This window comes from Enterobacter sp. CCUG 70166 (assembly GCF_020224095.1).
Lineage (GTDB): Bacteria > Pseudomonadota > Gammaproteobacteria > Enterobacterales > Enterobacteriaceae > Enterobacter > Enterobacter intestinihominis.
Map to the genome: position 1 here is coordinate 1 of NZ_NRIQ01000038.1, position 26,378 is coordinate 26,378.

At 54.1% G+C, this 26,378-nt stretch carries 26 protein-coding genes and 2 pseudogenes; 7 read left to right on the top strand and 21 right to left on the bottom strand.

The features are described from left to right. The 7 genes and pseudogenes from CKK19_RS17340 to CKK19_RS17370 all read right to left on the bottom strand — a co-directional run. The coding region (locus CKK19_RS17340) for an IS3 family transposase (RefSeq protein WP_003838598.1) at positions 1-186 on the bottom strand (186 nt) is incomplete at its 3' end. Between the two features lie 70 nt (positions 187-256). Continuing rightward, positions 257-451, bottom strand: a pseudogene (locus CKK19_RS17345) (inovirus-type Gp2 protein); the annotation flags it as partial. A 290-nt stretch (positions 452-741) separates the two neighbouring features. Further along, positions 742-2,157: a YfjI family protein gene (locus CKK19_RS17350; RefSeq protein WP_063853622.1), complete on the bottom strand. Its 1,416-nt coding sequence runs from the start codon at positions 2,155-2,157 to the stop codon at positions 742-744. Between the two features lie 128 nt (positions 2,158-2,285). Continuing rightward, on the bottom strand, positions 2,286-2,522 hold the full coding sequence (locus tag CKK19_RS17355) for a helix-turn-helix transcriptional regulator (protein WP_044066940.1): 237 nt from the start codon (positions 2,520-2,522) through the stop codon (positions 2,286-2,288). A gap of 92 nt (positions 2,523-2,614) precedes the next feature. Further along, positions 2,615-2,944, bottom strand: a complete 330-nt coding sequence (locus CKK19_RS17360; RefSeq protein WP_059686748.1) for a hypothetical protein — start codon at positions 2,942-2,944, stop codon at positions 2,615-2,617. A 66-nt stretch (positions 2,945-3,010) separates the two neighbouring features. Next, positions 3,011-3,625 carry a hypothetical protein gene (locus tag CKK19_RS17365; protein WP_057060417.1) on the bottom strand — a complete coding sequence of 205 codons (615 nt, stop codon included), beginning with the start codon at positions 3,623-3,625 and terminating at the stop codon, positions 3,011-3,013. A 124-nt stretch (positions 3,626-3,749) separates the two neighbouring features. Continuing rightward, a complete protein-coding gene (locus CKK19_RS17370; protein ID WP_057060416.1) occupies positions 3,750-5,066 on the bottom strand; it encodes a tyrosine-type recombinase/integrase in 1,317 nt (438 codons plus the stop codon). Between the two features lie 472 nt (positions 5,067-5,538). Between CKK19_RS17370 and CKK19_RS17375 the strand changes: the two genes are divergently transcribed. Further along, positions 5,539-6,111, top strand: coding sequence for a serine acetyltransferase (locus CKK19_RS17375; RefSeq protein ID WP_063853621.1), 573 nt, complete (start codon positions 5,539-5,541; stop codon positions 6,109-6,111). Between the two features lie 573 nt (positions 6,112-6,684). On the opposite strand, the gene CKK19_RS17380 is transcribed toward CKK19_RS17375, so the two are convergent. The 5 genes and pseudogenes from CKK19_RS17380 to CKK19_RS17400 form a co-directional block, all read right to left on the bottom strand. Beyond that, complete coding sequence (locus CKK19_RS17380; RefSeq protein WP_225455191.1) at positions 6,685-7,509, bottom strand: phage baseplate assembly protein V; 825 nt, start codon at positions 7,507-7,509, stop codon at positions 6,685-6,687. Continuing rightward, a pseudogene (gene lysC, locus CKK19_RS17385) lies at positions 7,458-7,571 on the bottom strand (Rz1-like lysis system protein LysC); the annotation flags it as partial. The pseudogene lysC and the gene CKK19_RS17380, both read right to left, overlap by 52 nt. A gap of 8 nt (positions 7,572-7,579) precedes the next feature. After that, positions 7,580-7,978: a hypothetical protein gene (locus CKK19_RS17390; RefSeq protein ID WP_050582625.1), complete on the bottom strand. Its 399-nt coding sequence runs from the start codon at positions 7,976-7,978 to the stop codon at positions 7,580-7,582. A gap of 77 nt (positions 7,979-8,055) precedes the next feature. Then, entirely contained in the window at positions 8,056-8,520 is a 465-nt protein-coding gene (locus tag CKK19_RS17395) for a hypothetical protein (RefSeq protein ID WP_023307019.1), read from the bottom strand. Then, complete coding sequence (locus tag CKK19_RS17400; RefSeq protein ID WP_023307020.1) at positions 8,498-8,890, bottom strand: polymorphic toxin type 44 domain-containing protein; 393 nt, start codon at positions 8,888-8,890, stop codon at positions 8,498-8,500. Before CKK19_RS17400 ends, CKK19_RS17395 begins: the two co-directional genes overlap by 23 nt. Before the next feature lie 206 nt (positions 8,891-9,096). Between CKK19_RS17400 and CKK19_RS17405 the strand changes: the two genes are divergently transcribed. Continuing rightward, the gene (locus CKK19_RS17405; protein ID WP_023307021.1) at positions 9,097-9,588 is read left to right on the top strand and encodes an Hcp family type VI secretion system effector; all 492 of its coding nucleotides are present in this window, start codon (positions 9,097-9,099) and stop codon (positions 9,586-9,588) included. Positions 9,589-10,044: 456 nt separating this feature from the next. Beyond that, positions 10,045-11,214, top strand: coding sequence for a hypothetical protein (locus CKK19_RS17410; RefSeq protein ID WP_063853620.1), 1,170 nt, complete (start codon positions 10,045-10,047; stop codon positions 11,212-11,214). Here the strand turns inward: CKK19_RS17410 and CKK19_RS17415 are convergent, their stop codons facing one another. After that, the gene (locus tag CKK19_RS17415; protein ID WP_032626343.1) at positions 11,215-11,979 is read right to left on the bottom strand and encodes a siderophore-interacting protein; all 765 of its coding nucleotides are present in this window, start codon (positions 11,977-11,979) and stop codon (positions 11,215-11,217) included. Positions 11,980-12,124: 145 nt separating this feature from the next. Here CKK19_RS17415 and CKK19_RS17420 point away from each other — a divergent pair, with 145 nt between their 5' ends. Continuing rightward, positions 12,125-12,619, top strand: a complete 495-nt coding sequence (locus tag CKK19_RS17420) for a PadR family transcriptional regulator (protein WP_063853619.1) — start codon at positions 12,125-12,127, stop codon at positions 12,617-12,619. On the opposite strand, the gene CKK19_RS17425 is transcribed toward CKK19_RS17420, so the two are convergent. Further along, on the bottom strand, positions 12,616-14,175 hold the full coding sequence (locus tag CKK19_RS17425; protein WP_045622958.1) for a methyl-accepting chemotaxis protein: 1,560 nt from the start codon (positions 14,173-14,175) through the stop codon (positions 12,616-12,618). The genes CKK19_RS17420 and CKK19_RS17425 overlap by 4 nt on opposite strands. Positions 14,176-14,414: 239 nt before the next feature. Further along, positions 14,415-15,935, bottom strand: a complete 1,521-nt coding sequence (locus tag CKK19_RS17430; RefSeq protein ID WP_038416760.1) for a PAS domain-containing methyl-accepting chemotaxis protein — start codon at positions 15,933-15,935, stop codon at positions 14,415-14,417. 422 nt (positions 15,936-16,357) lie between these two features. Between CKK19_RS17430 and ygjG the strand changes: the two genes are divergently transcribed. Further along, positions 16,358-17,737 (top strand): putrescine aminotransferase, encoded by a 1,380-nt coding sequence (ygjG, locus tag CKK19_RS17435; RefSeq protein ID WP_063853618.1) that lies wholly within the window; start codon positions 16,358-16,360, stop codon positions 17,735-17,737. A gap of 135 nt (positions 17,738-17,872) precedes the next feature. Here ygjG and lsrG read toward each other — a convergent pair whose 3' ends face one another. The 6 genes from lsrG to lsrA are packed head-to-tail and all read right to left on the bottom strand — an operon-like array spanning position 17,873 to position 23,558. Then, positions 17,873-18,166, bottom strand: coding sequence for a (4S)-4-hydroxy-5-phosphonooxypentane-2,3-dione isomerase (gene lsrG, locus CKK19_RS17440; RefSeq protein WP_022649458.1), 294 nt, complete (start codon positions 18,164-18,166; stop codon positions 17,873-17,875). Next, positions 18,163-19,050 (bottom strand): 3-hydroxy-5-phosphonooxypentane-2,4-dione thiolase, encoded by an 888-nt coding sequence (gene lsrF, locus CKK19_RS17445; protein WP_022649459.1) that lies wholly within the window; start codon positions 19,048-19,050, stop codon positions 18,163-18,165. Before lsrF ends, lsrG begins: the two co-directional genes overlap by 4 nt. A gap of 11 nt (positions 19,051-19,061) precedes the next feature. Continuing rightward, on the bottom strand, positions 19,062-20,063 hold the full coding sequence (gene lsrB / locus CKK19_RS17450) for an autoinducer 2 ABC transporter substrate-binding protein LsrB (RefSeq protein WP_023307027.1): 1,002 nt from the start codon (positions 20,061-20,063) through the stop codon (positions 19,062-19,064). Between the two features lies 1 nt (position 20,064). Then, complete coding sequence (lsrD, locus tag CKK19_RS17455; RefSeq protein WP_023298683.1) at positions 20,065-21,042, bottom strand: autoinducer 2 ABC transporter permease LsrD; 978 nt, start codon at positions 21,040-21,042, stop codon at positions 20,065-20,067. Continuing rightward, a complete protein-coding gene (gene lsrC / locus CKK19_RS17460; RefSeq protein ID WP_063853617.1) occupies positions 21,043-22,074 on the bottom strand; it encodes an autoinducer 2 ABC transporter permease LsrC in 1,032 nt (343 codons plus the stop codon). Next, the gene (gene lsrA, locus CKK19_RS17465) at positions 22,071-23,558 is read right to left on the bottom strand and encodes an autoinducer 2 ABC transporter ATP-binding protein LsrA (RefSeq protein ID WP_225455190.1); all 1,488 of its coding nucleotides are present in this window, start codon (positions 23,556-23,558) and stop codon (positions 22,071-22,073) included. Before lsrA ends, lsrC begins: the two co-directional genes overlap by 4 nt. 215 nt (positions 23,559-23,773) lie before the next feature. Here lsrA and lsrR point away from each other — a divergent pair, with 215 nt between their 5' ends. Together lsrR and lsrK are read left to right on the top strand one after the other, a co-directional pair. After that, complete coding sequence (gene lsrR, locus CKK19_RS17470; RefSeq protein WP_063853615.1) at positions 23,774-24,745, top strand: transcriptional regulator LsrR; 972 nt, start codon at positions 23,774-23,776, stop codon at positions 24,743-24,745. A gap of 33 nt (positions 24,746-24,778) precedes the next feature. Continuing rightward, positions 24,779-26,365, top strand: a complete 1,587-nt coding sequence (gene lsrK / locus CKK19_RS17475; protein ID WP_063853614.1) for an autoinducer-2 kinase — start codon at positions 24,779-24,781, stop codon at positions 26,363-26,365. The last annotated feature ends 13 nt before the right edge of the window (positions 26,366-26,378 follow it).

Sequence of the window (26,378 nt, forward strand, 5' to 3'; positions counted from 1 at the left end):
GTTCTCTTCCTCAAGCGACTTCAGGCGCTTAACTTCAGGCACCTCCATACCGCCATACTTCTTACGCCAGGTGTAAAACGTGGCATCGGAAATGGCATGCTTGCGGCAGAGTTCACGGGCGGGTACCCCAGCTTCGGCTTCGCGGAGAATACTGATGATCTGTTCGTCGGAAAAACGCTTCTTCATGGGGATGTCCTCATGTGGCTTATGAAGACATTACTAACATCGGGGTGTACTAATCAACGGGGAGCAGGTCACGGGATATCACCCCAGGCTCCAGATTAGGGAAGCAACAAATATTGTCACCGTCATCAACTATCTTCGGATAGTGGAGATCGACACGTACCGCCGTTAGCCTGGGGTAACGGTTAGTCAAGTAACATAATAATTTATTAATCTTGCTCTGATATTCAAGGATATGAACTCCATGAGTACCTTGATATGTTTTCATCATATAAACCTGTAGTTGGTCCTACGGTCTATAACAGACCGTATAGGGATGCCATACAGGCAGGGCTATTCCTGGTCACTGTTGTCGGTATATACTGGTATCAGATCTTAGTACGCACATACTGATCTGATTACTACCCCTACTGGTTAATACAGGTAGTAAGGGTATACAATGCCATTATAATACCTATCCAACATCTAAATCTGAGACGAAGGTAGCCCCAGCCTGTGATGGCTGTTTAAAAGTCACTCTGCAATTAGCTTCGAGAAAAAATAATATTTCTGATGGAATCAAACCAAATCAGTGGTCTCCACAGGCTGGATAAATATAGTTTTACCTCGCTTCGCAGCCATTATCTTACGCTGTGAGTAAAGAGTGCTTAGTAATTCGCTCACTGTCGCTCTGTTTCTGAACCGATTGGGGCCATACTGCAATATCGTGATTTTTCTGAGATAAGGGATCGTATTTCTCACGCAATATTCTTTTATCCAACAGTAAAGATCGTGAGCCTCTGAGCCTACAAGTGTCGATTCTTGCTGTTTTGAGAAAAGCCTTACATACTCGTCCACGTACCATGAAATTATCTGTATGGCTGCTTCAACAGCAATGAGTGAAATATCTCCGCCACTCCCCTCGAAGTAGTGCAGTAAAGCAGCTACTCTCGCCATATTCTCTGTGACCTTAGAAGCATAGTCTTTGAAGTCAGAAAGAAAACCAAGCATCCCCATCTCAGATTCAACTTTATTATAAAACTCAATCATTCGTTGTTCCGCCTCAGGACAAAAAAAGAGGCATTCCCGTTTATTTTCATCATGTCGTATCATATTTTCAGTGATGATCTCCATCAATCGTTGGTGGAATACTGGCAAATGTTCGGTTGAAGTCACTGGGCTGGTAATTTTCCTGTAACCCTGGGTTGAGTCTGGCTGACAGAGCAAGGCGCGGGCAAAAAAACCTATCCCTTTAGCCATCTCTCCATTAGACTCCTGATATGCTCTAAAAATAACAGGTTGTAGCATTGCAGACAGAGTAACTCTGGCATCCTTAATAAATTGTTCCGGGCTACATTTCCTTTCCACTGAAAATGTTGAGCCATCCCACATTTTGTTGATGAAAGGCAGATCATTTAGTGTATGACCTTTAAATATGGTGCCTGCTTCATCGGAAGTTATGCCAATAGCCCGCCATTGACCACAGAGAAACTGTTTAATCGCCGCCGGAGTGGCATCATTAAACATCAACTTGTACCTTACTGGCTCTTCCGGGCGGTTTTCCATAAGAGCTTTTAATTGTGCTTCAGTCGCGGAAGAATCTTTATTTCGCCTGATCTCCGATTTCAGCTTTGATGTTAACGCCTTTTGTTGGGTATTAAACACTTGCATGTTATTTTCCCAGGTTTCATAATCCCTCATGTATTTTATAAACTTTTGTTCCTCCAAATCGTACAGCGGCTTCATTAATGCTTTATCCACACTGCTTTTCCTTTCTCCAGAATCAGCCAGTGTCAGCAAAAATAAAGATACGGGACTACGCAAATGATTAAACCGGCAAACATCAATCCCGTTTTGACTGGCAAGGGAAATAGCACCAAGGGCAGATGCGGCAACTAGCGCTAATGGTGCCTGTGTATTTTGAGTTACCTCATAAACCGCATTTCTGATAATCAATGGCAGTACTTGTACAGGGAACGGACGACTAATAAGCATGAAAACCTCTGTATAGATTAAGGATAAATTTATTTCACCTTAGCGGCTATTCCGCTATTAGTAGCGGAAATAGCAAGATGAAACCGTGTTCATTAAAGATAAAACGAACCGAAAACACGACTTTTTGATTAACGAATGCTGATCCAGCAAAGAAGATCACTCAGCAGCCAGGCACAAGATTTTGGCCCAATCGACTTACGTAAAGGGAAGCGGCCTGCTCGTTCAAGTTTCCATGCTGTAGATCGTGATACTGATGTGATACGCTGGCGTTCACGTTCACGAACCAGACGATCTGACCTCTCGCCATAGTTCTGTAAAGCCTGTAAACGCTGCTCGGGGGTAGGTTGAGTAAAAGAATTGTGCATGATTGCCTCCTGTGGTTTCGATGGAGACAATCATGTTTCAGGACGGGAGATTTGGAAAGTGATGCACTTTTGGAGATGCGCTTAGTAAGCGCTTAGTTTTTGGGTTTCTTAAGCCACTTTCTGACATCACTTGTAGTGAATGCGACCGGGAACTGAAAATCGTCCGAGGCCGCCAATTTGTTGAGTTCATCTGCAATTATAGCGGTTTTACTTTTGGAGCCACTTCCATATTTTTGACTGAACATAGTCATAAACAAATATAGACCTTTTATTTTTTCGCCCTTAATTCTTTGCCTTCTATCTGTAAATGCAGCTGGTTTTTCAAACCATTCAAGAAGTGTACTTTCTGATATATTTGCTTTCCACATTTCATCATAATCAACTTTAAATTTACTGACAACAGGAACGCCATTGTTCCTCACGACAGTTTCATGCATAAGCAAACAAACAGCAAAATTCTCTTTTTTAGTTTCAAAAACAGCCTCTTTTTATTTTTTCTCATCTGTTACGCCATTAAATTTATCATCAGGGTTGAATGAAGGAAAGACGGACTTTAGCACATTAACATCGATATAGAGATCATCATTATTGATGCCGTTATCACCGTCAAAAATCAAATAGTCCTCATCGTAAACACTATAGACATATACCGCACCAGATGAATCAGCCTTAAGACTAAATGACTCTTTATCAGTGAGAATATAATTACCATTATTAAAGGCTGCTAGTTTAGTCGGGACAACAACCCAATATCCCAATGCAGTCCCTGCGTATTCATAGTTGAAATACTCACCTTGAATTGATCTTGATATTTTAAAACCTTTAGTTATCTTCAAGTACGATTTTAGCGGCAGGTCAGGGATGAATTTTAAAATTGAATGTGCCTTACTGTCTTCTGACAGGTAAAATTCATCCCCATTACTAATAAGCTGCTCTCCGCCTATATGTAGCGAAGGCGAAATACAGCGTGACAATCTACATTTTTTGCCATTTCCGCCAAAATACAAAAAAAGTTGTATACGTTTAGAAAACCATGCATCCAGTATTTTCTGAACGATATGCTGATCAGTTATTTTTGACAACGAAAAAAAATTAGAATTCATCCCTCTCTCCCATCAGGCAGACACTTATCATTTGTCGATAATAACAAATTAAGTGTCGCCTGACACAGCAATCGCCCCTAAAAAGTGATCCATCTTATATTTCACTACTCGGGAGTATAACTTACTATGTTCTTTTGAAGAGACTTACCACGTTGTTTTCCTGGTGTCGCTGATAGTTATTAACCCGTTCCTCCCAAATTTCAAGCGCCCTGCGCTTTTCAGTCAGGTAATCATAGCGATCATAGTGTTTCGAGCTGACATCATTCAAAGCGTGATTCTGGATACGATCTCGGATCTCTTTACTGATCCCGGCCTCCCCCATCAGCGTTTTACAGGTACGACGCAAATCTCGCGCCGTGAATACTTTAAACTCAGGATTAAAGGCCCTAAAATACATGATGGAACGCGCCAGACTGTCGGTACGCACCGGTCGCTTGCCGTCTGTCGAGAGAGGGAAAATATAAGGACTGTTACTTTCCTTAGTCAACTCTTTCACTGATGCTAATTCCTGTAATGCCGATTCTGTCAATGGCACCAGATGATCACGCTTATTTTTCGATACATCTGCTATTACAAGTAAAGTTTTTTGCTGCCAGTCAATTGCGCTCCACTGGCTGGCAATCATTTCAAACGGGCGCTGCCCGCCTGCATAAACACAGAAGCGAATAAGATGCTGCATCAACGACCCAACGTTAGTTGCCTGGTCGAACTGCTCCATGACAATACGTAGCTCTTCCAGCGTTAACCATGTGTCACCAACTTTCTCCGCCGAGGATTGCTTTGGTATGGCCGATACCGGATTAACTTCAAGCCCGAACGTAATGCCCACGCTGGTATTCATCGGATCGTTATCGGCTTTAAGCCCATAGTTGAATGCCGCCATCAGGTAGGAACGAATTCGGTTCGCATGGACCACCGCATCTCGCTGGATAATGCCTGAGAGGATGGTTTTGATCTGTAATGGCGTGACATCCTTCGCTTTGGTCTCTCGAGGAATGACTGAATAGCACTCTTTTTCAAGACGCTTCAGAACATCGGCCCAGGTCCGCTTATTGTCGAGCTTCATCTTATTAACGTAACCATGCACCAGTTCTTCAAACGATCCTTGAGAACGATGGATCTGCATGATGTGCTGTTCGGCCAGGCGCTGTTGCTCAAGCTCTTGCTGCGGCTCTTTTCCTTCAACAAGCCAGGCACCATATTTTTTCGCCAGCTCATTGGCCGTCACCAGTTTCATCTCAGGCCAGATGCCCAACTGAATGAATTTCTCTTTCTTCCCTTTCTCAACGTAGTAACGGAAATAAAAAACTTTGCTGCCTGAAGGCTGAACCTTGACGCCAAGCCTGCCAGTACCACGCTGAGCACTGTTGCTCCACACGTAGTACGACGTGCTTTTTGTCTTCAATCCGCGTATAGCAGTCTCGGTAAGATTAGCGGCCATGAGGTTACCTTTCTAAGGATAAGCGTTACCTGACCCGATGCCCATTTTGGGTCAGGTAATGGGTCAGGTAACGATAGTACAATGAGGAGACGAGACAACCAATCAGAAACAAAAACAACATCATAACTGATTGATTATAGACAATTAAAAATACAATAAGCGTCAATAGCGAACGATTAGAAGCATGCCGATTTTATGACTCATAATCGCTTGGTCGCTGGTTCAAGTCCAGCAGGGGCCACCAAATTTTAGCTTTAGAATCATCCAGTTAAGCCACTCTATTGAGTGGCTTTTTTGTTGTTGGGATTGCGGATGTCCCCTTTTTGTCCCCTCACATTACCGATTGCGTCATGTATCAAGCATCGTTTGCAAAAATTCGGGCTAAAAATACGTCTGATAAAGGGAAACTCAAGATTGCCTTTCACACCTTTTACATTTAAATTTCCGCGCAAATGCTAAGGGATAAGACGATATGGATAAAAAATTACAATTAGAACATTTGCATGAATGCTTGCGCCGGGAAGTAATGATGAGTTCAAAAACATTTTCATGGTTCAGGGTGCTGCATAAAGCTATCAAATGCCCCAATCGCCGTTTCCACTTCTGGTGGCGCATTGCTTCGTACTGGCATCATTCAGACAGTAACTTCCTGAAAAAACGAGCTGCGAAGATAAACAGAAACCTCATTTTCAAATATGGAACTGAGATTCAGTTAGGGGCACACATCGGACCCGGACTGGTGATTTCCCACCATCACGGGATAGTGATAAACGGCTCCGCTGTCATCGGCCACTCTTTGCGTATCAGACAGAACACAACGATTGGCATTACCGGTGCTAGTATTCATAAAGAGCCGATATCCATTGTTATTGGCAACAATGTCAGCATTGGCGCGAATTCCTGTATCATCTCAGATAAGATTCGCATCGGTGACAACATTGTAATCGGCGCTATGTCATTTGTGAACAAAGACATTCCCAGTAACACCACCGTCTACAGCGAAAAGACTTTGCATGTCATACCGAACAAATTACATGCAGCATGAAACAGGCACTGCTACACGTTTCAGTTTTTTAAAAGTGACTTCCTGCCACCAAACCCGCGCCAGCTCTCACCGTGCGGGTTTTCCCTGAGTTTTTCGCCTCTCACAATTTGATCTTCTTTTTTCACATAAAATCTAAAATGTTATTAACTATCTGATAGTTACGAATTTCATTAGATCCTCCACAGATCCATAAAAGTGAAAAACACTGAAATTTTTTTCAATCTTTTCAGTTCTGGTTTTACGCAAGACCGCCCGCACTGGCGCGGTCTGGCGGTCTGGTTTGTAGAAAAATAAAACTGAAAAATTTTTATGATCCAAAAACCGCAGGCGGGTGCGGTGTAGTGCGATTTTGGTCTGTGAAAGATTTTTTGGCCATGCTGTGACGCGCCAGCGCCCCGCTGTGGACACGATCTGTTTTAAGGGTGGCTCTGAGTGTGCGAAAAGGCTGAACGCGCCAGAGCGCCGCTGACAGCGCGTAGCGATAGCCGCTTAAGTGGTAAGAAAAGAGATATCCCCGCCAGGGGATGAAGGGCATCAAAAAACCCGCTTACGCGGGTTATGTTCTGGACTGATTTACTTGCCAATCACCGGGGAATATTTGCCGTTCAGCGTGTCCGCTTTCGTTCCCGTGTTCCGGATGGCTCCCGCGTTGGTCGGTGCTCCCGTATTGCTGTGCGTGTGGCTTGCCGTTTGCTCTGCCAGCTCTTTAACCACGTCGAGCGTGTCGAGCATCAGCTGTGCCACGTTGATAGTGCCAGAGCCAATCCACACCACCGGGGCAATAATCTGCTGTTGCACGGCCGCCACGCTTTTAGGTATCTGGCCAATTTTCTCAACCAGGTCTTTACCCGTTGTGACTGTCTTGCTCCCGGCTATGTCTGTTTCATCATTGCCGCCGATACTCGCCACGCGATTATTGACTGCCTGGCTGTAATCCCCCGTACACACCTGCTGAATGGCTCCGGCCAGTAGTGTGGACGTGCCCAGCACGGTAATTTTATCCGTGGCCTTAACCGTGGTTTCGCGGCTGACCAGCTCCCGCTGTTCTGTATCGGCCTTAACCACCCGCGCCATAGAGGTTTCACTGATCGTCTGGTCTGTCTGCCTCACCCAGTCACCCGCCTGGGTGACGCGCTGCGACACTTCCGCACGCTGCTGTTGCAGCTGCTCGCCTGGCTGGATATCCGGGAGACTGGTTCCGTCCGGCACGGTCTGCCGCACAAAAGGCTTATCCGGCCGTCCGCCAGTGAAAGCGATCTCAACCAGCGTCCCTTCGGGCGGAAACTGGAACATCCCCGAATCATTACCCGCCATAGGAATCGGTAGCGGTACAACTGAATAAACAGGTGTGTCTTTATCCGGGTTCCCGGCATCGGGCAATAGCTCACTTTCGGGCAGGCGCTGTAAACAATGACCGGCGGAGGCGCAACCGGCGCGGGTGTGCAGCCTGCGCACAACATCAGGCAGCTCAGCGCTGTATGCCGAAGGTCTTTCCGAGATTATCCAGTAGCTGATACCCCGTTCCGCTGTGGGTGAAATGTGGGATCGGACGGTCTAAATAATCTGCATCCGGCACGCTGAAGGTCAGGCCGCTGTGCTCTGTCAGCCAGCTAGCCACGTCGCGCAGCGTGGGGGGCTGGAAGGAACATGGCCAGAGGCGTTCGAATACGCCGACCAGTTTACGAACAAACAGACGCTGAAAGTCGCTTTCAGCAGGTTGCTGAGCGTTCCACGTACCCGGTAAACCAGCGCAACACCAGATCGGTGTATCGCCGCCACTGTCTGGCTGGATATCCGCTGCTGAATCGCCTGGCTGATGTGGGGCAGACCTTTGCCCGGTGGATGCTGCTGTTTCCCAATATCGCACGGGTACGCCGTGAAAACTTACACGCTGCTCATCGGGTCATTGACCCGACCGCAAGGGATTTTTAAATAAATATTTATCTATCGACTAAATTTCCCCTTGTCCCAGCTCTCGCCGCGGGCCGTTAAGTCAATTGACGGCACGGCCGCTATTCCCTCAGCATCATAAAAAAATGCGGACGTTGTAAAGCTGTACACTGTGCCGTGAACAGTAAATGAGATATTGTTGCCTATGCCTTCAACTTTTGCGCGGGCGGTATTCGCTGTAAGCGTGGGCGCGATATGTTGTTTTTCGAGAGCCACCAGCGGATCACCGTCAATCTTACTCGCTAAAAAATAACGATACACTTCCCCGGTGGTCATGTTCGAGCCGTCATACTCAGTAATGTATAACCAGGTCCGGGGCGTGAGCTGGCGAACTTGATATAGCCGATCACTAACAGTTAAACGCTGTATATGTTGGAAATAACAGTATCCCGCGACCGCCAGGGCCATAAGAATAGTGGCGATCCAGTGCAGCGTCCTAAAAGTGATGCTGTTTAACATAGTCGATGCCTTGCTTTATCCAAAATTGGTCAATCGGATCATCACCAAACGGCGGGGCCCCCATGAAATTACCCCATTCGGGTCTTGATGTGCCGGCTTTCCACTGCGCCGCGCCGGCAGCAATAAGCAAAATCTTTGCAGGGATGCACGCTGCATAACCCACAGCGCCGTAATGGAAATTCCCGAAGTCAGCATAAGCCCGTTTTTGTTGTTTGTAATCCCACGGCCCGCCGTTTCTTACTCGCTCATAAAACCACGTATACGTAAGCGGGGCGGCCATATTCTGGACTTCGTGACGCGCCCGCGCGAGCCTTATGTGTTCGCGCAATATCTCCAGCCCGCGGGGTGGATAAATCGGTATACATGCCATCATTCTTCCTTTCTGCCAGGCAAAAAGGGCAACATAAGAGCAATAACGGTAACGCGTATTGCTGAAGATCAATTTATTAATTTTATTTGCAACATCAATAAGTAACGAAATTAAATAACACGAACCTATAACACAATTTGTATCACCTGCGATCCGTATTTAGTCATTAATGAGGGTTTACCCTCAATGGAAATGGAGTTTTAAAAATGGCTATTCCTGCTTATCTATGGCTTAAGGATGATGGCGGCAACCCGATTAAGGGATCTGTGGATGTTCAAAATAGAGAAGGTAGTATAGAGATACTCTCTTTTAGTCACGGCTTGTTAGTTCCGACCGATAGTAACACAGGCAAGATCACCGGCACGCGCTTACACGCGCCGCTCGTAATTGAAAAAGAGTTTGATAGCTCCAGCCCGTATCTCTACAAAGCGGTAGCCACCGGCCAAACGCTGAAAAGCGCAGAGATCAAGTGGTATAAAATCAACGATGCGGGCCAGGAGGTTGAATATTTCAATATGCTGCTTGAAAACGTCCGGGTAGTCAGCATTAACCCCGTCATGCATAACTGTAAAGAGCCAGCGTTACAGATACACAATCATAATGAGGGAATACAGCTCCGCTATGAGCGGATCACCTGGAAGTATTGCGATGGGAACATCCAATACTCGGACGCGTGGAACGAGCGGGTTACAGCGTAAAAAAAGGGCGGTTAATCCGCCCTGTATTGTTTTTAGTGCCAATTCTTTCGCCCCCTCGGTTTGCCAGCACGTAGCCTCCCCTCAATGGCAACACCCCGCGCGATCACCTGGTGCCAGCTCTCCGCACTTTTTATACATTTGGGGTATTTTAATCATGCTTAATGCTGTTAAGCATTCTCTGGCAGTTATTGCGGCGTACCGCTGCCGCTGCATGCCTCCAGAACCCCAAATTTTCGAGTTTTTCGGCTCACGCATTCAAAAGTGAACTCTAAGGTCACATTTAACCCCGTGCTCCCCGTTCCAGAAGGAAGATTCAATAACTCTCACTTTTTCACAAACCCTAAAAACTAAAGAAATCCCCCATCGCGCCGATCATCATCCGTGTGTATTATTTCCAGTAGCTTTTACAACAACTAACCTTAACTCAAATACTTAAGCGCCAGAGCGAAAGGCATCATGAGCACACCGATCAAACGGCTAGAAATCATTAAAAATGCCATTGAGCTGGAAGATGACGACATCATCCGGAGCCAATTGAAACGTCTCAAAGAGGAAGCCTTTGACGATAATCTCCTGTCCATCGTCGCGGCGCTTGAGCAGAAAAATTACACCGCAGCCCTTCGCGCTATCACCGCCTGGCTGCAAAGCCAGCGCGCCGTTACCCCGTGGCGTGACCCGCAGCTGGCGGCCAGCAAGCTGGAGCTGAAAGCTCTGGAAGAGCGTCTGCGCGATCTGATTGATCGCCGTAACGCTCGGGTACAGCAGCTTGATGAGTTCAACGATCTCTATTTCTCCCGCCTCGGGCCGTTGATGCAGCAGATCCTCGCCCTGCGTAAAACGCTGGCGGAGCTTAACCTGCGTCGTCAGCAGGCGGAGACGCGTCGTCGGGAAGAGGATTACCGCCGCTGCCAGGGCTATATGGCGCAGGCCGTAGAGGTTCTGACAACGCTCACCCGGCGCTGGCGAGATCTGCCTGCGGATTCCGTTCAGGCGGCAGAGGCGCGCAAGCATCTTCAGCAGCAAAGTAATCTGATTGCCAACCTGCTGGCCGAAGCGATGGAGCTGGAGAACAGTTTAACGCGTGAAGAAGAGCCAGCACGTCAGGCGCGCGATGAGGCCAACGAAGAGTACAAAAAGTATCGCGAACAGCATCATGATGCCGAAGTGCGCCTGGGTAAAGGCAAGGCTCTCTCTGAAGAGGATCGGAACGAGCTGAAGCGGCTCTGGCGTCAGGCGAGCAAGCTATGCCACCCGGATCTGGTTGCCGATGATTTAAAAGAGGAAGCCAACAGGATGATGGTGCAACTCAACCAGGCCAAACAGCGCGGCGACGTGAAGGCCATTCGCTCGCTGGTCGCCCGTCTGCAACAAGGGTTTGAACCGATGATGGCGAGCGACAGGCTGAACGACCTGGAACGTATTCGCAAAAAAATGGCGCAGGTGCGTGAGCAAATCGACACCCTGGTGAACGAGCTGGCAGAGCTGGAGAAGGAAGAGTCCTGGCTGCTCGTCTCGTCGCTCAGCAATATGGAAGCCTACTTTGCCCAGCAGGAGAAAGCGCTGAGAGAGGTATGCGCCTCGCTCGAACATCAGGTGAGCGAAGCGCAGCTGGATCCCGCAGCCTGATTATTTGGCGTGCCAGTACGCACTGGCACGTACCAGCTGTGGGTCAATTGCGTCGGTTTCAAACTGACGGCTCAGGCGTTTCACCACCTTCCCCTCTCCGGTCAGCCAGATAAAGTAATCCTCTTCCGGCACGGCCAGCGCTGCAAGATGGTCGGCTACCGCCTGCTCGTTGTGGCCGATAACCCAGGTGATGTTGAACCCGCTCAGGTGCGCCAGATAGTCCTGGTACGCCGCATCGCCCACGGTGACGATGGCGTGGATCGCCGGGGGAACAGGCAGTTTTGCGATGCTTTCTAAACGGCGACGCAGCGCGGGCATACCCGACTCGTCGCACACGTACAACTGCCAGGCGTAATCTTCCGGCACCACCAGCGAACCACGCGGACCGCCGATGGTCAGCTTGTCGCCCACCTTCGCCTCTACCGCCCAGTTGCTGGCAATGCCGCCATCATGCACGAAAAAATCGAGCGCCAGCTCGTGTTTTTCGTCATCGTACAGCGGGGTGTAGTCACGCGCCTGCGGACGCACCCCGTCGCCCCAGTCGATGCCTTCATCGGTCACCACAGGCGGCACGAAAGGGGTGCCCGGTGCCGGGAAAAAGACTTTGGTATGGTCGTCAAAGCCGCGAGAGCTAAAGCCCTCCAGCGCCTCGCCGCCTAGTACAATGCGCTGAAATCCTGCGCTGACTCGCTCAGTTCGCATCACGTTCAGCTCACGAAAACGCAGGTCATTGCGGACACGTTGAGGGTAACGGGTAGATGCCATGTTGATGCCCTTCTCAGGTGAATACGATATATCGGAATGAATTTTTAATGATAATGATTGCTATTAACTCAGAAATCAAGATCTTTTAGATTGCATCTGAATATATCTTAGATATAGTTTAGATATATCAAATTGAGGAAGAAACATGCGACACGAACACGACGGCGGCGGACGCCGGCCACGATTTTTTGGCCATGGTGATTTGCGGCTGGTGATCCTGGATATCCTGACCCGCAACGCGAGCCATGGTTATGAGCTGATTAAAGAGATCGAGAACCTGACGCAGGGACATTACACGCCAAGCCCTGGCGTGATCTACCCGACGCTGGATTACTTGCAGGATCAGGCGCTGATCACCATTACCGAAGAAGAGAACGGCCGTAAGCGGATTGCAATTAACGCCGCCGGGCAGCAATGGCTGGATGACAATCGGGAACAGCTGGAGCAGATCCAGACGCGTATCAAGGCGCGCTCCGTCGGGTTCCAGCTGCGCAAAAACCCACAGATGAAGCGGGCGCTGGATAACTTCAAAGCGGTTCTGGATCTGAAGGTTAATCAGGGAGAACTCAGCGACGCACAGTTAAAACAGATTATCGGCGTGATTGACCACGCGGCACTGGAGATCTCCCAGCTGGATTAAGCCAGCACGCCGTCGCTCACGCGGAACACGCGGACCAGCTCTTTCAGGTGCATCGCCTGTTCGTTAAGGGATGCCGCTGCCGCAACGGACTCCTCCACCAGCGCGGAGTTCTGCTGGGTGGTGGCGTCTATCAGGCCAATCGCGCTGTTGATCTGCGAGATACCTTCCGTCTGTTCATGGCTGGCCTGGCGAATTTCACGCAGGATGACGTCCATCTCTTCCACGTTGCCGACCATGCCGTTGATAAGCCCGCTGGCTTTCTCCACAAGGTTCATGCCGTCCTGCGTCTGGCTTGTGGAGCTTTCAATCAGCTGGCGGATCTCACTCGCAGATGTTGCACTTTTCTGCGCGAGCTGGCGTACCTCACCCGCCACCACCGCAAAGCCGCGACCATGCTCACCTGCGCGCGCCGCTTCGACCGCCGCGTTCAGCGCCAGAATGTTGGTCTGGAAGGCAATGGCGTCGATCAGGTCGATAATGTCGGACATCCTGTTCGATGTTTCGTTAATCAGGCGCATTTTACTGGTGACCTGCTTCATCATCTCGCCGTTGTTTTTGACCACGGCAGCCGCATCGGCAGACAGGTTCGTCGCTTCTCCGGTGTGGGACGCGGTGTTCTTCACCGTGGCGGTAATCTGCTCCATCGACGCGGCCGTCTGCTCAACGGAACTGGCCTGCTCCTCCGTGCGGGCAGCCAGATCCTGGTTGCCTGCGACAATCTGCGCGGCGGCGCTGGAGATGTTTTCCGATCCGGTTTGCACCTGCTGCACAATCTCCAGCAGGCGCGTTTTCATCTCCATCAATGCGGTGAGGAGCAGTCCGGTTTCATCTTTACCGTGCGAGGTAATGCTGCCGGTGAGATCGCCATCGGCGATGGCCTCCGCAAAATTCACCGCGTCGTTCAGCGGGCGGGTAATGGATCGCACAATGAACCAGCCAGTCAGGCTGGCTGCCGCGACGCTGAAAAGCGTAATCAGGATCAGCAGCAGACGATTAGTGCGGAAATCGCCTTCCACCTGCTCGCCCGCACTCTGCATTTCATGATCCTGGATCGCAATCAGCGCCTGCACTTTCGCTTTATAAGACTGTTGCAGGTCCAGGGTGTTGGTCATCATCTCGTTTATCGCGCCCGCACGGTCGTTATTCTGCACGGACTGCAAAATGCGGTAGCGCGAGTCAAGATATTGCTGGCGTACGCCGTGGATGTCCGCCAGCACCTGTTGGGATTTTTTATCCTTGAGAGCGTTGTCCAGCTCGCTCAGGATTGCGGTGATGCGCTCGCTTATCGCCTTCAGACGCTGTTCTGATTGCGTCGTGTACGTTCCCTGTTCGTCCAGCAGCATGAGCTGCTGCGTGCTGATAAATTCCTGGAAGTTGTCGATTAACTGGTTCGCTTTTACCGTAGTTGGATAGTCGCTGGTAAGAATGGTTTGCATTCCATTGTTTGCCCGATTCAGGCTCATCAGAGACAAGCTTGCGCTGACGACCATCAGGACAATAAATAATCCAAACGCCAGAAATAATTTCGTGCCGATCTTTACGTCATGTATGAACATATTTACCCCATCGATGTGATTATTTCTCAGACGATCGCTGTTATCGGTAGGAAACTCGCTAACTTTATGACTTTGATCGTTTTTTTATTTCTCACTTTCAATAAATCCGGGGCGTAGCAATTAAAAATCGGGTACTTTTTTTAGTTACTTAATATTTCATTAACAACATAACTTATTCTGAAAAACAAAAAAGCCGTTTACCCCGGAGGAATAAACGGCTTTATCGAAGCATGCATTTCTTAATGCAGCACGGTAACCGCATCTTCAAGACGTCCGGCCCGGTGCTTAACCATCGCGGAAATCTGCGCGCTCTCTTCGACCAGGTCAGCATTTTTCTGCGTAATGCTGTCCAGTTCTGCCACGGCACGGGTCAGCTCTGTCAGGCCTGTCGCCTGCTCGGAGGTGGAGTGGCTGATCTGCGCGATAAGCTGCGTGACGTTTTTCACCTGCTCGACAATATCATCCATGGTACGTCCCGCGGCGTGGACCTGATCGGCGCCCGACTGCACTTTGCTGGCGCTGGCGTCGATCAGCTTGCGAATATCGTTAGCCGCGTTCGCGCTGCGGCTGGCAAGATGACGCACTTCGCCCGCCACCACCGCAAAGCCTTTCCCCTGTTCGCCCGCGCGTGCCGCCTCAACCGCGGCGTTCAGCGCCAGAATATTGGTCTGGAAGGCGATGTCATTGATAAGCGAGGTAATAGAGCCAATGCGCTGGGTACTGTCGGCAATGTCATCCATGGTTTTCACCACGGTCTGCATCACGGTGCCGCCCTGCGTGGCCGCGCTGCTGGCAGCCATCGACAGCTTGTCGACTTCGGCTGCGGTCTCAGAGTTACTCTGCACCGACGCCGCCATCTGGTTCATTGTTGCCACGGTCTGCTGCACGTTAGCCACGGTCTGGCGCGTGCGGTCGTTGAGATCTTCATTACCCTGCGCCAGCCTGTCGCTGCCGTCGCGCACGCTCACCACCTGGCTGGAGACGTCGTTGATAAGCCAGCGGCACATCAGCCCCAGTTGTCCGACGGCCCGCAGCGTCAGCCCCAGTTCATCGCTGCGGTTAAGATGCTGCACGCTGTTACGCTCGCCGGTAGCGACCCTGAGCGCCTGCCTTGCGACGTTTTCCACCGGGCGGATAATCTGTTGCTCAAACACCAGGGTGCCAAGCAGCATCACCACGGCTGCCGCCACCAGCGAAGCCCAGCCTGCGGCACTGGCAACCAGCGTTGCAGCCATCACCGCAAAAAGTACCGCCATTACGCTACGCACGCGCCAGCGCAGCGGCATCGCCGGTAATTTGCCGAGCCAGCCTTTGCGTACCACCAGCCCTTTATGAATGCGTTTTTTGCTACGTCCTTCATTGAGCGCCTTATAAAGCGGCTCCACCGCGGCGACCTCGTCCTCGGTGGCGCGGGTACGAATGGACATATAGCCCGTCATCTGACCGTTACGCACCATTGGTACCGCATTGGCGCGTACCCAATAGTGATCGCCATTTTTACGTCGGTTTTTGACAATCCCGCTCCAGGGCTCGCCCTTTTGCAGCGTGTACCACATGTCGGCAAAAGCCGCTTTCGGCATATCCGGGTGGCGCACAATGTTGTGCGGCTGCCCGAGCAACTCCTGAAGCGTAAAGCCACTCACTTGCACAAAGGTGTCGTTAGTGTGGGTCATGTAGCTGTGGAGGTCGGTGGTCGACATAAGCGTGGTGTCATCGTCCAGCGGATATTCATTCTGGGTGACATAGTCAGGAGAGGACATAGTGAGCATCCCTTGCAGGTTATTTGAATGTTAATTTTGTGGCTTATGTTTTTTCGGCGATAAAAAATTTATCTTTAGTTGTTAAATATGATTGAGATCGCAAATCTTGGTTAAACCGCACTTTTCGTACGCTTTTCTAATTAATTGATTTAAAATACTTTCGACACGCAACTACCTACAAAGCATGATCCCCCGGCGCACACTTAAGGCGCATTTCCTGCCCTGGAGCAGTGCAATTGACGAAACCCAATCCCCGGCTCGTTATCCCTTATCCCGTGCGGCGCGCGATGGCATGATTAAATATTGTGCAACTTTGATTTCACCTGGCGTTTATCCCGATTTTTGTTAAGGCATCTGAGGTGGCGTAATCCCTGCAATACTTAACTCAGTATCATGTGATACGCGATCCCCGGGAGCATATTTTGAACAGGTTACCTTCCAGCGCCTCGGCTCTTGCCTGTACCGCGCACGCACTGAATCTCATTGAAAAGCGAACGCTTGATCATGAGGAGATGAAACAACTTAACCGTGAGGTCATTGATTACTTTAAAGAGCATGTGAATCCTGGTTTTCTGGAGTATCGCAAATCTGTTACCGCCGGCGGGGATTACGGAGCCGTAGAGTGGCAAGCGGGGAGTCTGAATACGCTTGTCGACACCCAGGGACAGGAGTTTATCGATTGCCTGGGTGGTTTTGGTATTTTCAACGTGGGGCACCGTAATCCAGTTGTGGTTTCCGCCGTACAGAATCAACTTGCGAAACAACCTCTCCATAGCCAGGAACTGCTCGATCCGCTTCGCGCCATGCTCGCGAAAACGCTGGCAGCCTTAACGCCCGGTAAGCTGAAATACAGCTTCTTCAGCAACAGCGGCACCGAATCGGTCGAAGCGGCGATTAAACTCGCCAAAGCGTACCAGTCGCCGCACGGGAAATTCACCTTTATCGCCACCAGCGGCGCGTTCCACGGGAAATCCCTGGGCGCACTGTCTGCGACCGCCAAATCCACCTTCCGCAAACCGTTTATGCCGCTGCTGCCGGGCTTCCTCCACGTACCGTTCGGCGACATCAACGCCATGCGCACCATGCTGAGTGAATGCCGTAAAACCGGCGACGACGTGGCGGCGGTGATCCTGGAGCCGATTCAGGGCGAAGGAGGCGTGATCCTCCCGCCGCAGGGCTATCTGCCCGCCGTGCGTCAGCTGTGCAATGAGTTTGGCGCGCTGCTGATCTTCGACGAAGTGCAGACCGGGATGGGGCGTACCGGCAGGATGTTCGCCTGCGAGCATGAGAACGTTCAGCCAGACATTTTATGCCTGGCGAAAGCGCTCGGCGGCGGCGTGATGCCGATTGGCGCAACGGTCGCCACTGAGGAGGTCTTCTCGGTGCTATTCGACAACCCGTTCTTACATACCACCACCTTTGGCGGTAACCCGCTGGCCTGTGCGGCAGCGCTGGCCACCATCAACGTGCTGCTGGAGCAAAACCTGCCTGCGCAGGCGGAGCAGAAAGGCGACATGCTGCTGGACGGCTTCCGTCAGCTGGGCCGGGAATACCCGGATTTGGTACAGGATGCACGCGGGAAAGGGATGCTGATGGCGATTAAGTTCGTTGATAACGAAACCGGTTATAGCTTCGCAAGCGAGATGTTCCGCCAGCGGGTACTGGTGGCGGGAACGCTCAACAACTCGAAAACCATCCGCATTGAGCCACCGTTGACGCTCACCATTGAGCAGTGTGAGCAGGTGCTGAAGGCGGCGCGCAAAGCGCTGGCGGCGCTGCGGGTGAGCGTGGAAGAGGCGTAAAAAACGCCGGGTGGCGCTACGCTTACCCGGCCTACAACATACTGCAGATGTCGGCCCGGTAAGCGCAGCGCCACCGGGCAAACACCGCACCATCCCCCCGTATGCCCGGTAAGCGCAGCGCCACCGGGCAAAACGCTACTCCGGCAACAACCCCACAAAGCAGCGTTTTTTGCGCGGCTCTGACATCAACTCTTCAAGCTTGTCCACGCACGCCAGATAGTGTGGCGTTTGCTTATGCGCCAACACCGCCTCTTCGTCTTTATAGGCCTCATAGATAAAGAACCGGGTTTTCACCCTCGGGTCCTGCAAGACGTCAAAGCGCAGGTTGCCCGGTTCCTGGATCGCTCCCTCGTGGTTGGCGCGAAACACCTCCAGAAACTCATCCACTCGCTCGGGTTTGATGTTGATTTCCACCAGCGTCACGTTCATTTTGCTTCTCCCTGTTTCTCTTCCTGCCAGAACTGGAACGCCTCCCGGGCGCTCATGTTCTCGTGAACCACTTTCTTCACCGCCTTCAGCATGGCGAGCGGCGCGCTGGACTGGAAGATGTTGCGCCCCATATCCACGCCGGACGCGCCCTGGTCAATCGCCCGCCAGCACATCTCAAGCGCCTCATGCTCCGGCAGCTTTTTGCCGCCCGCGATAACAATCGGCACCGGACAGCTGGCGGTCACTTTTTCAAAGCCCTCGTCCACGTAGTAGGTTTTGACGAACTGGGCCCCCATTTCGGCAGCGATGCGGCTGGCGAGCGAGAAATAGCGCGCGTCGCGCGCCATCTCTTTACCCACGCCCGTCACCGCCAGCGTCGGCATGCCGTAACGCGCCCCCGCATCCACCAGCTTGATGATGTTGTTGATCGACTGATGTTCAAACGGGCTTCCGATATAGACCTGCGCCGCCACCGCGCAGACGTTCAGGCGCAGCGCGTCTTCCATCGCCACCGCCACGCACTCGTTAGACAGCTCGCCCAGAATCGAGTTACCGCCGGAGGCGCGCAGCACCACCGGTTTGTTCGTCGCGGCAGGTACCTGGCTCCTGAGGATGCCGCGGGTACACATCAGCACGTCGGTTTCGCCAAACAGCGGCGCGATGGAGAGATCGATACGCTCAAGGCCGGTGGTCGGTCCCTGAAAGTAACCGTGGTCAAAGGCCAGCATCACCGTGCGGTTGCTCTGCGGGTTGAAAATGCGCGAAAGCCGGGACTGCATGCCCCAGTCGAGCGAACCGCAGCCCTTCAGGGTGTACGGCACATTCTGCTGCGGCGTACCGATGCCAAAATCCTTGCCGTCTTTGATGTCGTCTAAATCAGCCATTTGCTCCCCCGTCAGAAATCGTATTTGTTGATGTTCTCTTTGGTGAACACCACCCGCTCCGGCAGCAGCACGATGCCGTTGCCCTTCGCCTCATACTGGTAGCCCTGCACGCTGTTCGGCTCGACCTTCAGCGTCCCGATATCTTTCACCTCCACGCTGTCGCCAGGGTTAAGATCGCCCTTTTTCAGCAAACGATCGGCGACATTGACTGCAATTTTGCCCTGCTGCACCACGTCCCACAGGCCGAAGGCTTTCACCGTGCCGCGCTCAACGTACGGACGCATCACGTTTGGCGTGCTGAAGCCGACAATCGCCACCCCTTCCCGCTTCAGGTTTTCCGCCGCCTGTGCCGCCGCCGGCAGGGCGTTGGCGTCCGGGGCGATGATCGCATCCAGATCCGGATAGGCTTTTAAGATCCCCTCGGCGGTTTGCAGGGATTTAGTGGCGTCGTTATAGCCAAACTGCGTGGTGACGACCTGCCACTGGGGATGGTCTTTCTCGATTTTGGCCTTCGCCTCTTTCACCCACTGGTTCTGGTCGGTGACGGTGGGGCTGGAGTAGAAGAACGCCACTTTCGCGTTCGGTTTGGTGACCTGCTTGCCTGCCATCTCCACCAGCAGGCCGCCCAGCTGTTCCGGCGTGCCCTGGTTGATGTAAATGCTGCGGCACTCCGGTTTGGTGTCGGAATCCCAGGTCAGGACCTTCACGCCACGCTGCATCGCGCGCTTCAGCGCCGGGCAGAGACCGTCCGGCGACACGGCAGAGACGATGATGGCGTTATAGCCCTGGTTGACGAAGTTATTGATCAGCTGCACCTGGCCGGAGACGCTCGGCTCGGTCGGGCCGTCGTAAGTCACGTCCACGCCAAGTTCTTTCCCCGCCTCTTTCGCGCCGTTGCCGCCGCTGGTGAAGAATCCCACACCCACCAGTTTCGGGATAAAGGCAATGCGGTCCGCCGCCTGCGCCGAAGCGAAGCTGAGGGCCATTGCCAGGACGAGCAGTTTTGTTTTCATCTTACGCTCCGGATAGTTTTCTGAAGAGAGAACGCACCCATTCACGGTGCAGACTCAGCGAACGCCCCATCACCACCACAACCAGCAGCGCCCCTGACAGCGCGCTCGACACCTGGTTGGGGATGCCAACCATCTGTAAACCCTGTTGCAGGTACCCCACCAGCAGCGCCGCCAGCGCCGTACCGACAACCGAACCTGAGCCGCCGTAGATATTCGCTCCGCCGAGCACGGCGGCGGTGAGCGCAGGCATCAGTAAATCGCGCCCCAGATCCGAACGCGCGGAGCCGAAATAGGAGACCATCACCAGCGCGGCAATCGCCGAGGCCACGCCCACCAGGCCGTACAGCGCATACGGCATACCGTTCACCGACAGCGCCGCATAGCGCGCCGCGCGCGGATTCTGGCCAATTAAAAACAGATGTCGACCAAAGCGCCCGCGATGGGTAATCAGCCAGAAGAAAGCGGTAATCACCGCGAACAGCACCAGCGGGATCGGCAGGCCCAACACCGTGAGGTTAGCGAACGCCGTGAAGCTGTCCGGAAAGCCGCCGATCCCCTCGTAGCCCGTCGCGCCCGCCATGCCGGAGAGCAGCAGCGCCCCGCCGCCGTAGAGGTAGAGCGTGCCGAGGGTGATCACTAAAGGGCTGATACCGGTGTAGTGGATCAGCGCCGCATTCAACAGTCCGCACAGCAGGCCGAGCAGCAGCGTCAGCGGGATGGCGACCGCCATCGGCCACCCTGCCTGCATCATCACCCCCAGCGCGATAGCGCACAGGCCGATGGTTGAGCCGAGGGAGATGTCGATCCCGCCGCTGATAATCACCAGCGTGAGCGGTAGCGCCACGATACCAATGCAGATAAAGTCGCTGGTGCTGAACAGCAGCATATTGATGTCGAGCATGCGCGGGTTGATGGCGCCGAAGAGCAGGATCTCCAGCACCAGTAAAATCAGCAGCGCGCTTTCCCAGTTAAGCCTCATTTACGCCACCTCTTTGTTGCGTTTGGGAAACGGGGTGACGTGCTTTCCCCCTCTGTTACCCGGCTGGAAACGGCTGTATTTCAGCGCCCGCTGATGCCGTGAGAGCGCCTGACGCAGCCGCCCGTCGAGCACCAGCACGCCCAGCAGCACCAGCCCGGCGATAAAGTCATTCCACCAGGCCGGCAGCCTGAACAGCACCAGCACGGTGTCGATTTGGGTGAGGAAGAACGCGCCGAGGAAGGCGCCGATCAGCGTGCCGGTGCCGCCCAGCAGCGAGATGCCGCCGAGCACGCAGGCGGCGATGGCCTTCATCTCCAGCCCGCTGCCGGTCTGGTTGGGCACAAAGCCAATCTGCGCGGCAAAGACGATCCCGGCGCAGGCCGCGAGTATGCCGTTGAGGGTAAAGGCGATCATGCGGGTGCGGTTCACCGCCACGCCCAGCTGACGCGCGGCGGCGAGGTTATCCCCCACGGCGTAGAAATCACGGCCAAAGGCGGTGCGCGACAGTATCCACGCGCCTGTGACCACGATTATCAACACCACAATGCCGAGCGGAGAAATGCCGACGGCGGCAGGCTCAGAGAGGGATTTCAGCCCCGGCGGCAGCCCTTCAATCCACTTCCCGCCGGTCCAGAGCAGCATCGCTCCGCGATACAGCCCCAGCGTGCCGAGGGTGGCGACAATCGCTGGAATGCGCAGCCCCACCACCAGAAAACCGTTGAACGCCCCCGCCAGCGCGCCAATCGACAGCGCGAAGAGAATGGAAACGGGCAGACTGTAGCCGCTGTTGAGCGCCACGCCGACGGCAATGGCGGACAGCCCGACGATGGAGCCGACGGAGACGTCGATATTACGGGTCAGCATCACCAGCGCCGCGCCGATGGCCAGCAGGATCAGGATCTGCGAGCTGGCGAAGATCATCCCCAGCGTCTGTAAGCTCAGGTAGGACGGGTTCAGCGCCACCAGCACGGCGAACAGGGCCAGAATGGCGAGAAACGCGCTCAGCTCGCGGTTTTTCAGTAAGATCTTCATGATTGCCCTCCAAACGCCAGCGCCATCATCCGGTCGAGACTGACGGCGTGGCGCGGCAGCTCGCCGCTGAGCACGCCCTGATGCATTACCAGCACCCGATCCGCGAGGCCGGGAAATTCATCGAGATCGCTTGAGATCATCAGCACTGCCACGTTCTGCGCCGCCACGCTTTTCAGCAGCTGGTAGATATCGGCGCGCGCCGATACGTCCACGCCGCGCGTCGGTTCATCGACGATCAGCAGCAGCGGATTGGCCTCAAGACAGCGCGCCAGCAGCACCTTCTGCTGATTACCACCGGAGAGCATGCGCACGGTTTGATCCGCATGGTTGAGCTTGATCCCCAGCGCCCGGTGGTAACGCTCCACTACCGCAGACTCCCGCTTTCGCTGCTGCCAGAGCGACGGCTCGTTCAGCGTCACGGTGTTCCAGCGGACAGGCGCGTCGAGAAACAGGCCGGACACCTGCCTGTCTTCCGGCAGATAAACCAGCCCTTTTTCCAGACGGGAACTGACCGGATCGGCGGTGATCTCCTGGTTCTCCAGCCACACCCGCCCGCCGCGTACCGGACGCAGGCCGTAAAGCGTTTCGGCAAACTCGGTACGCCCGGACCCCACCAGCCCGGCCAGACCGACGATCTCCCCGGCGTAAATCTCAAGGCTGAGATCGATAAACCCTTCCCCGGTGAGATCCTCCACCCGCAGCACCGGGAAATCCTGCGCCTGGGTTCGGCGGTTGCCCGGCAGCGCCAGCCACAGCTTTTGCGTATCGCTTAGCGACTTTTCCCGGCTGACCGGCGTCATCGCGGCGATCAGGGCGTTATCGTCAAAGTGCGCGGTTTCGCCGCTCAGCACCACCGCGCCGTCGCGCATCACCGAGACGTGGCTCGAAATCATGCGAATTTCCGGCAGCTTGTGCGAGATAAAAACAATGCCAACGCCGAGATCCTGCAGCGCGCGGATCTGGCGAAACAGGCGTTCGGTCTCGCCCGGCGTGAGCGATGCCGTGGGTTCGTCGAGGATCAGAATTCTGGCGTTGCGCATCAGCCCGCGCAGGATCTCCACCATCTGCTGATCCGCGACTTCCAGAGTGCTGGCAGCGGCATCGAGATTAAGCTGACATTGCAGCTGCTGGAGTTTCTCCGCCAGCCGCTTTTCCCGATCTCGTTCGCGCGGCAGACGAAACAGGATGTTTTCCCACACCGTCAGGTTGGGGAAAAGCAGCGGCTCCTGTGGCACCAGATAAATGCCTAACCGGTGCGCCTGCGACGGGGTAAGCCGTGCAAAAGACTCGCCCGCAACAGAAAGCTCACCGCGATCCGGCGTTTCAACCCCGGCGATGATTTTCATCAACGTCGATTTTCCCGCGCCGTTACCGCCCATCAGCGCATGCACCTGCCCAGCAAGCAGCGTGAAATCAATGCCTTTTAACACAGGCACGCCAGAGAACTGTTTGCAGATGTCACGTGCCTCGAGAAGTGGTGTCATCATCGCTCCGCTATTGAACAAATGATTTTTAGATTTAATAATGTTCAAAAGCGTAGACGGTGAACTATATTTACAACCGTGCAGGGATCACAGTTTTATCGATTGAGATTCAGATAAACCGGAAAGGATCGAAAAGATCCGTTTTGTCGCGTGGCTCACATTTTCACGCCGCACCATCACGAACATATGATCTAAATTTTTATAAGAGTTCAACTATGAGCGATAAACGCACTGCGGAAGAAGGACGGTTTGCCGGGCTGGCACTGGCGGAAGAGGAGCTGGTGGCGCGCGTGGCCTGGTGCTACTACCACGACGGGCTGACCCAGAACGACATCGGCGAGCGGCTCGGGCTGCCGCGCCTGAAGATCTCCCGCCTGCTGGAGAAAGGCCGTCAGTCCGGGGTGATCCGCGTGCAGATAAACTCCCGCTACGAGGGCTGCCTGGCGCTGGAAACCGAGTTGCAACAACGATTTGGCCTGAAGCTGGTGCGCGTGATGCCCGCCCTGAATACGCCGCCGATGAACGTGCGGTTAGGCATTGGCGCGGCCCAGTCGCTGATGGGCGTGCTGGAGCCCGGCCAGCTGTTAGCGGTGGGCTTCGGTGAAACCACCATGAGCAGCCTGCAACACCTGAGCGGCTTTATCAGCTCACAGCAGATCCGCCTGGTGACGCTCTCCGGCGGCGTGGGGCCGTATATGACCGGTATCGGCCAGCTGGATGCGGCCTGTAGCGTCAGCATGATCCCTGCCCCGCTTCGCGTGTCATCCGCTGAAGTCGCCGGGATCTTAAAGCGCGAAACCAGCGTGCGGGACGTGATCCTCGCCGCCACCGCCGCTGACGTGGCGGTGGTCGGCATTGGCTCGGTGAACCAGCGCCGTGACGCGACGATACTGCGCTCCGGCTATATCAGCGAAGGTGAACAGTTGATGTACGCCCGCAAGGGCGCGGTCGGCGATATCCTTGGCTATTTCCTCAATGCCGAAGGGGAATGCGTCGAGGAGCTGGAGATCCACAAAGAACTACTGGGCGTCACGCTCGATGAACTGGCACAGCTGCCCACCATCGTAGGCGTGGCCGGGGGGGAAGAGAAAGCCGATGCGATTTATGCCGCACTGAAGGGCCGCCGTATTAATTGCCTGGTGACGGAAGAGACGACAGCCCGCGCGGTGCTGGCTCTGGCCATTTAAGAGCCCTCCCTGCGCTAACAATGAGGCATGCTCATGAGTTACCTTTTAGCGTTAGATGCAGGGACAGGCAGCGTTCGCGCCGTTGTTTTCGATTTGCAGGGCAACCAGATTGCCGTTGGCCAGGCCGAGTGGAAACACCTTAGCGTCGAGAACGTGCCGGGCTCGATGGAGTTCGACCTCGACACCAACTGGCAGCTGGCCTGCCGGTGTATTCATCAGGCGCTGGAGCGCGCGCGCCTGAGCGCGGCGGATATTCAGTCCGTCGCCTGCTGTTCGATGCGCGAAGGGATTGTGCTGTACGACCGCAACGGCGAGGCTATCTGGGCCTGCGCCAACGTCGACGCCCGCGCCAGCCGCGAGGTGGCCGAACTCAAAGAGATCCACGATTACCGGTTTGAATCCGAAGTGTATGACGTTTCCGGCCAGACGCTTGCCCTCAGCGCCATGCCGCGCCTGCTCTGGCTGGCGCACCATCGTCCGGATATTTATCGTAAAGCCGCCACCATCACCATGATCAGCGACTGGCTGGCGGCGAAGCTCTCCGGCGAGCTGGCGGTGGACCCGTCCAATGCGGGCACGACGGGCGTGCTGGATCTCTTCTCCCGCGACTGGCGTCCGGCGCTGCTCGACATGGCCGGGCTGCGCGCCGATATCCTCTCCCCGGTAAAAGAGACCGGCACCGTGCTGGGGGCCATCACCAAAGCAGCCGCACAACAGAGCGGCCTGCGCGAGGGCACCCCGGTGGTGATGGGCGGCGGCGACGTGCAGCTGGGCTGTCTGGGGCTGGGCGTGGTGCGCGCCGGACAAACGGCGGTGCTGGGCGGCACCTTCTGGCAACAGGTGGTGAACCTGCCGCAGGTGCGCACCGACCCTGAGATGAACATCCGCGTAAACCCGCACGTTATCCCCGGCATGGCGCAGGCAGAGTCGATCAGCTTCTTTACCGGGCTGACCATGCGCTGGTTCCGCGACGCCTTCTGCGCCGAAGAGAAGCTGATTGCCGAACGCATGGGAATGGACCCCTACTCCCTGCTCGAAGAGATGGCGAGCCGCGTCCCGCCGGGCTCCCACGGGGTGATGCCGATCTTCTCCGACGCGATGCATTTCAAACAGTGGTACCACGCCGCGCCGTCGTTTATTAACCTCTCCATTGACCCGGAAAAGTGCAACAAAGCGACGCTGTTCCGCGCGCTGGAAGAGAACGCGGCGATCGTCTCGGCCTGCAACCTGGCGCAGATTTCGCGCTTCTCCGGCGTGACGTTTGAGAGCCTGGTGTTTGCCGGCGGCGGCGCAAAGGGCGCCCTGTGGAGCCAGATTTTAAGCGACGTCACCGGCCTGCCGGTGCGCGTGCCAGAAGTCAAAGAGGCAACGGCGCTCGGCTGCGCCATTGCCGCAGGAGCTGGCGCGGGGCTGTTCGCGGATATGGCTTCGACGGGCGAGCGGCTGGTGAAGTGGAGCCGCGAGTTCACGCCAAACCCGCAGCACCGCGAGCTGTACGACGGCATGATGCAGAAATGGCAGGCGGTATACGCGGACCAGCTCGGGCTGGTGGACAGCGGGCTGACAACGTCGATGTGGCAGGCGCCGGGCCTGATGCGCGACACACGCCCCTCACCCTAACCCTCTCCCCAGA

Excerpts from the sequence above, each read along its gene's own strand:
- CKK19_RS17415 (WP_032626343.1), bottom strand. The coding sequence starts at position 11,979 with ATGGCATCTACCCGTTACCCTCAACGTGTCCGCAATGACCTGCGTTTT.
- lsrG (WP_022649458.1), bottom strand. The coding sequence starts at position 18,166 with ATGAACGTGACGCTGGTGGAAATCAACATCAAACCCGAGCGAGTGGAT.
- CKK19_RS17365 (WP_057060417.1), bottom strand. The coding sequence starts at position 3,625 with ATGAATTCTAATTTTTTTTCGTTGTCAAAAATAACTGATCAGCATATC.
- CKK19_RS17395 (WP_023307019.1), bottom strand. The coding sequence starts at position 8,520 with ATGTTAAACAGCATCACTTTTAGGACGCTGCACTGGATCGCCACTATT.
- CKK19_RS17420 (WP_063853619.1), top strand. The coding sequence starts at position 12,125 with ATGCGACACGAACACGACGGCGGCGGACGCCGGCCACGATTTTTTGGC.
- lsrB (WP_023307027.1), bottom strand. The coding sequence starts at position 20,063 with ATGAAAACAAAACTGCTCGTCCTGGCAATGGCCCTCAGCTTCGCTTCG.
- lsrF (WP_022649459.1), bottom strand. The coding sequence starts at position 19,050 with ATGGCTGATTTAGACGACATCAAAGACGGCAAGGATTTTGGCATCGGT.
- lsrC (WP_063853617.1), bottom strand. The coding sequence starts at position 22,074 with ATGAAGATCTTACTGAAAAACCGCGAGCTGAGCGCGTTTCTCGCCATT.
- CKK19_RS17410 (WP_063853620.1), top strand. The coding sequence starts at position 10,045 with ATGAGCACACCGATCAAACGGCTAGAAATCATTAAAAATGCCATTGAG.
- lsrR (WP_063853615.1), top strand. The coding sequence starts at position 23,774 with ATGAGCGATAAACGCACTGCGGAAGAAGGACGGTTTGCCGGGCTGGCA.
- CKK19_RS17350 (WP_063853622.1), bottom strand. The coding sequence starts at position 2,157 with ATGCTTATTAGTCGTCCGTTCCCTGTACAAGTACTGCCATTGATTATC.
- CKK19_RS17405 (WP_023307021.1), top strand. The coding sequence starts at position 9,097 with ATGGCTATTCCTGCTTATCTATGGCTTAAGGATGATGGCGGCAACCCG.
- CKK19_RS17355 (WP_044066940.1), bottom strand. The coding sequence starts at position 2,522 with ATGCACAATTCTTTTACTCAACCTACCCCCGAGCAGCGTTTACAGGCT.
- CKK19_RS17400 (WP_023307020.1), bottom strand. The coding sequence starts at position 8,890 with ATGGCATGTATACCGATTTATCCACCCCGCGGGCTGGAGATATTGCGC.
- CKK19_RS17370 (WP_057060416.1), bottom strand. The coding sequence starts at position 5,066 with ATGGCCGCTAATCTTACCGAGACTGCTATACGCGGATTGAAGACAAAA.
- CKK19_RS17375 (WP_063853621.1), top strand. The coding sequence starts at position 5,539 with ATGGATAAAAAATTACAATTAGAACATTTGCATGAATGCTTGCGCCGG.
- lsrA (WP_225455190.1), bottom strand. The coding sequence starts at position 23,558 with ATGACACCACTTCTCGAGGCACGTGACATCTGCAAACAGTTCTCTGGC.
- lsrD (WP_023298683.1), bottom strand. The coding sequence starts at position 21,042 with ATGAGGCTTAACTGGGAAAGCGCGCTGCTGATTTTACTGGTGCTGGAG.
- CKK19_RS17430 (WP_038416760.1), bottom strand. The coding sequence starts at position 15,935 with ATGTCCTCTCCTGACTATGTCACCCAGAATGAATATCCGCTGGACGAT.
- lsrK (WP_063853614.1), top strand. The coding sequence starts at position 24,779 with ATGAGTTACCTTTTAGCGTTAGATGCAGGGACAGGCAGCGTTCGCGCC.
- CKK19_RS17425 (WP_045622958.1), bottom strand. The coding sequence starts at position 14,175 with ATGTTCATACATGACGTAAAGATCGGCACGAAATTATTTCTGGCGTTT.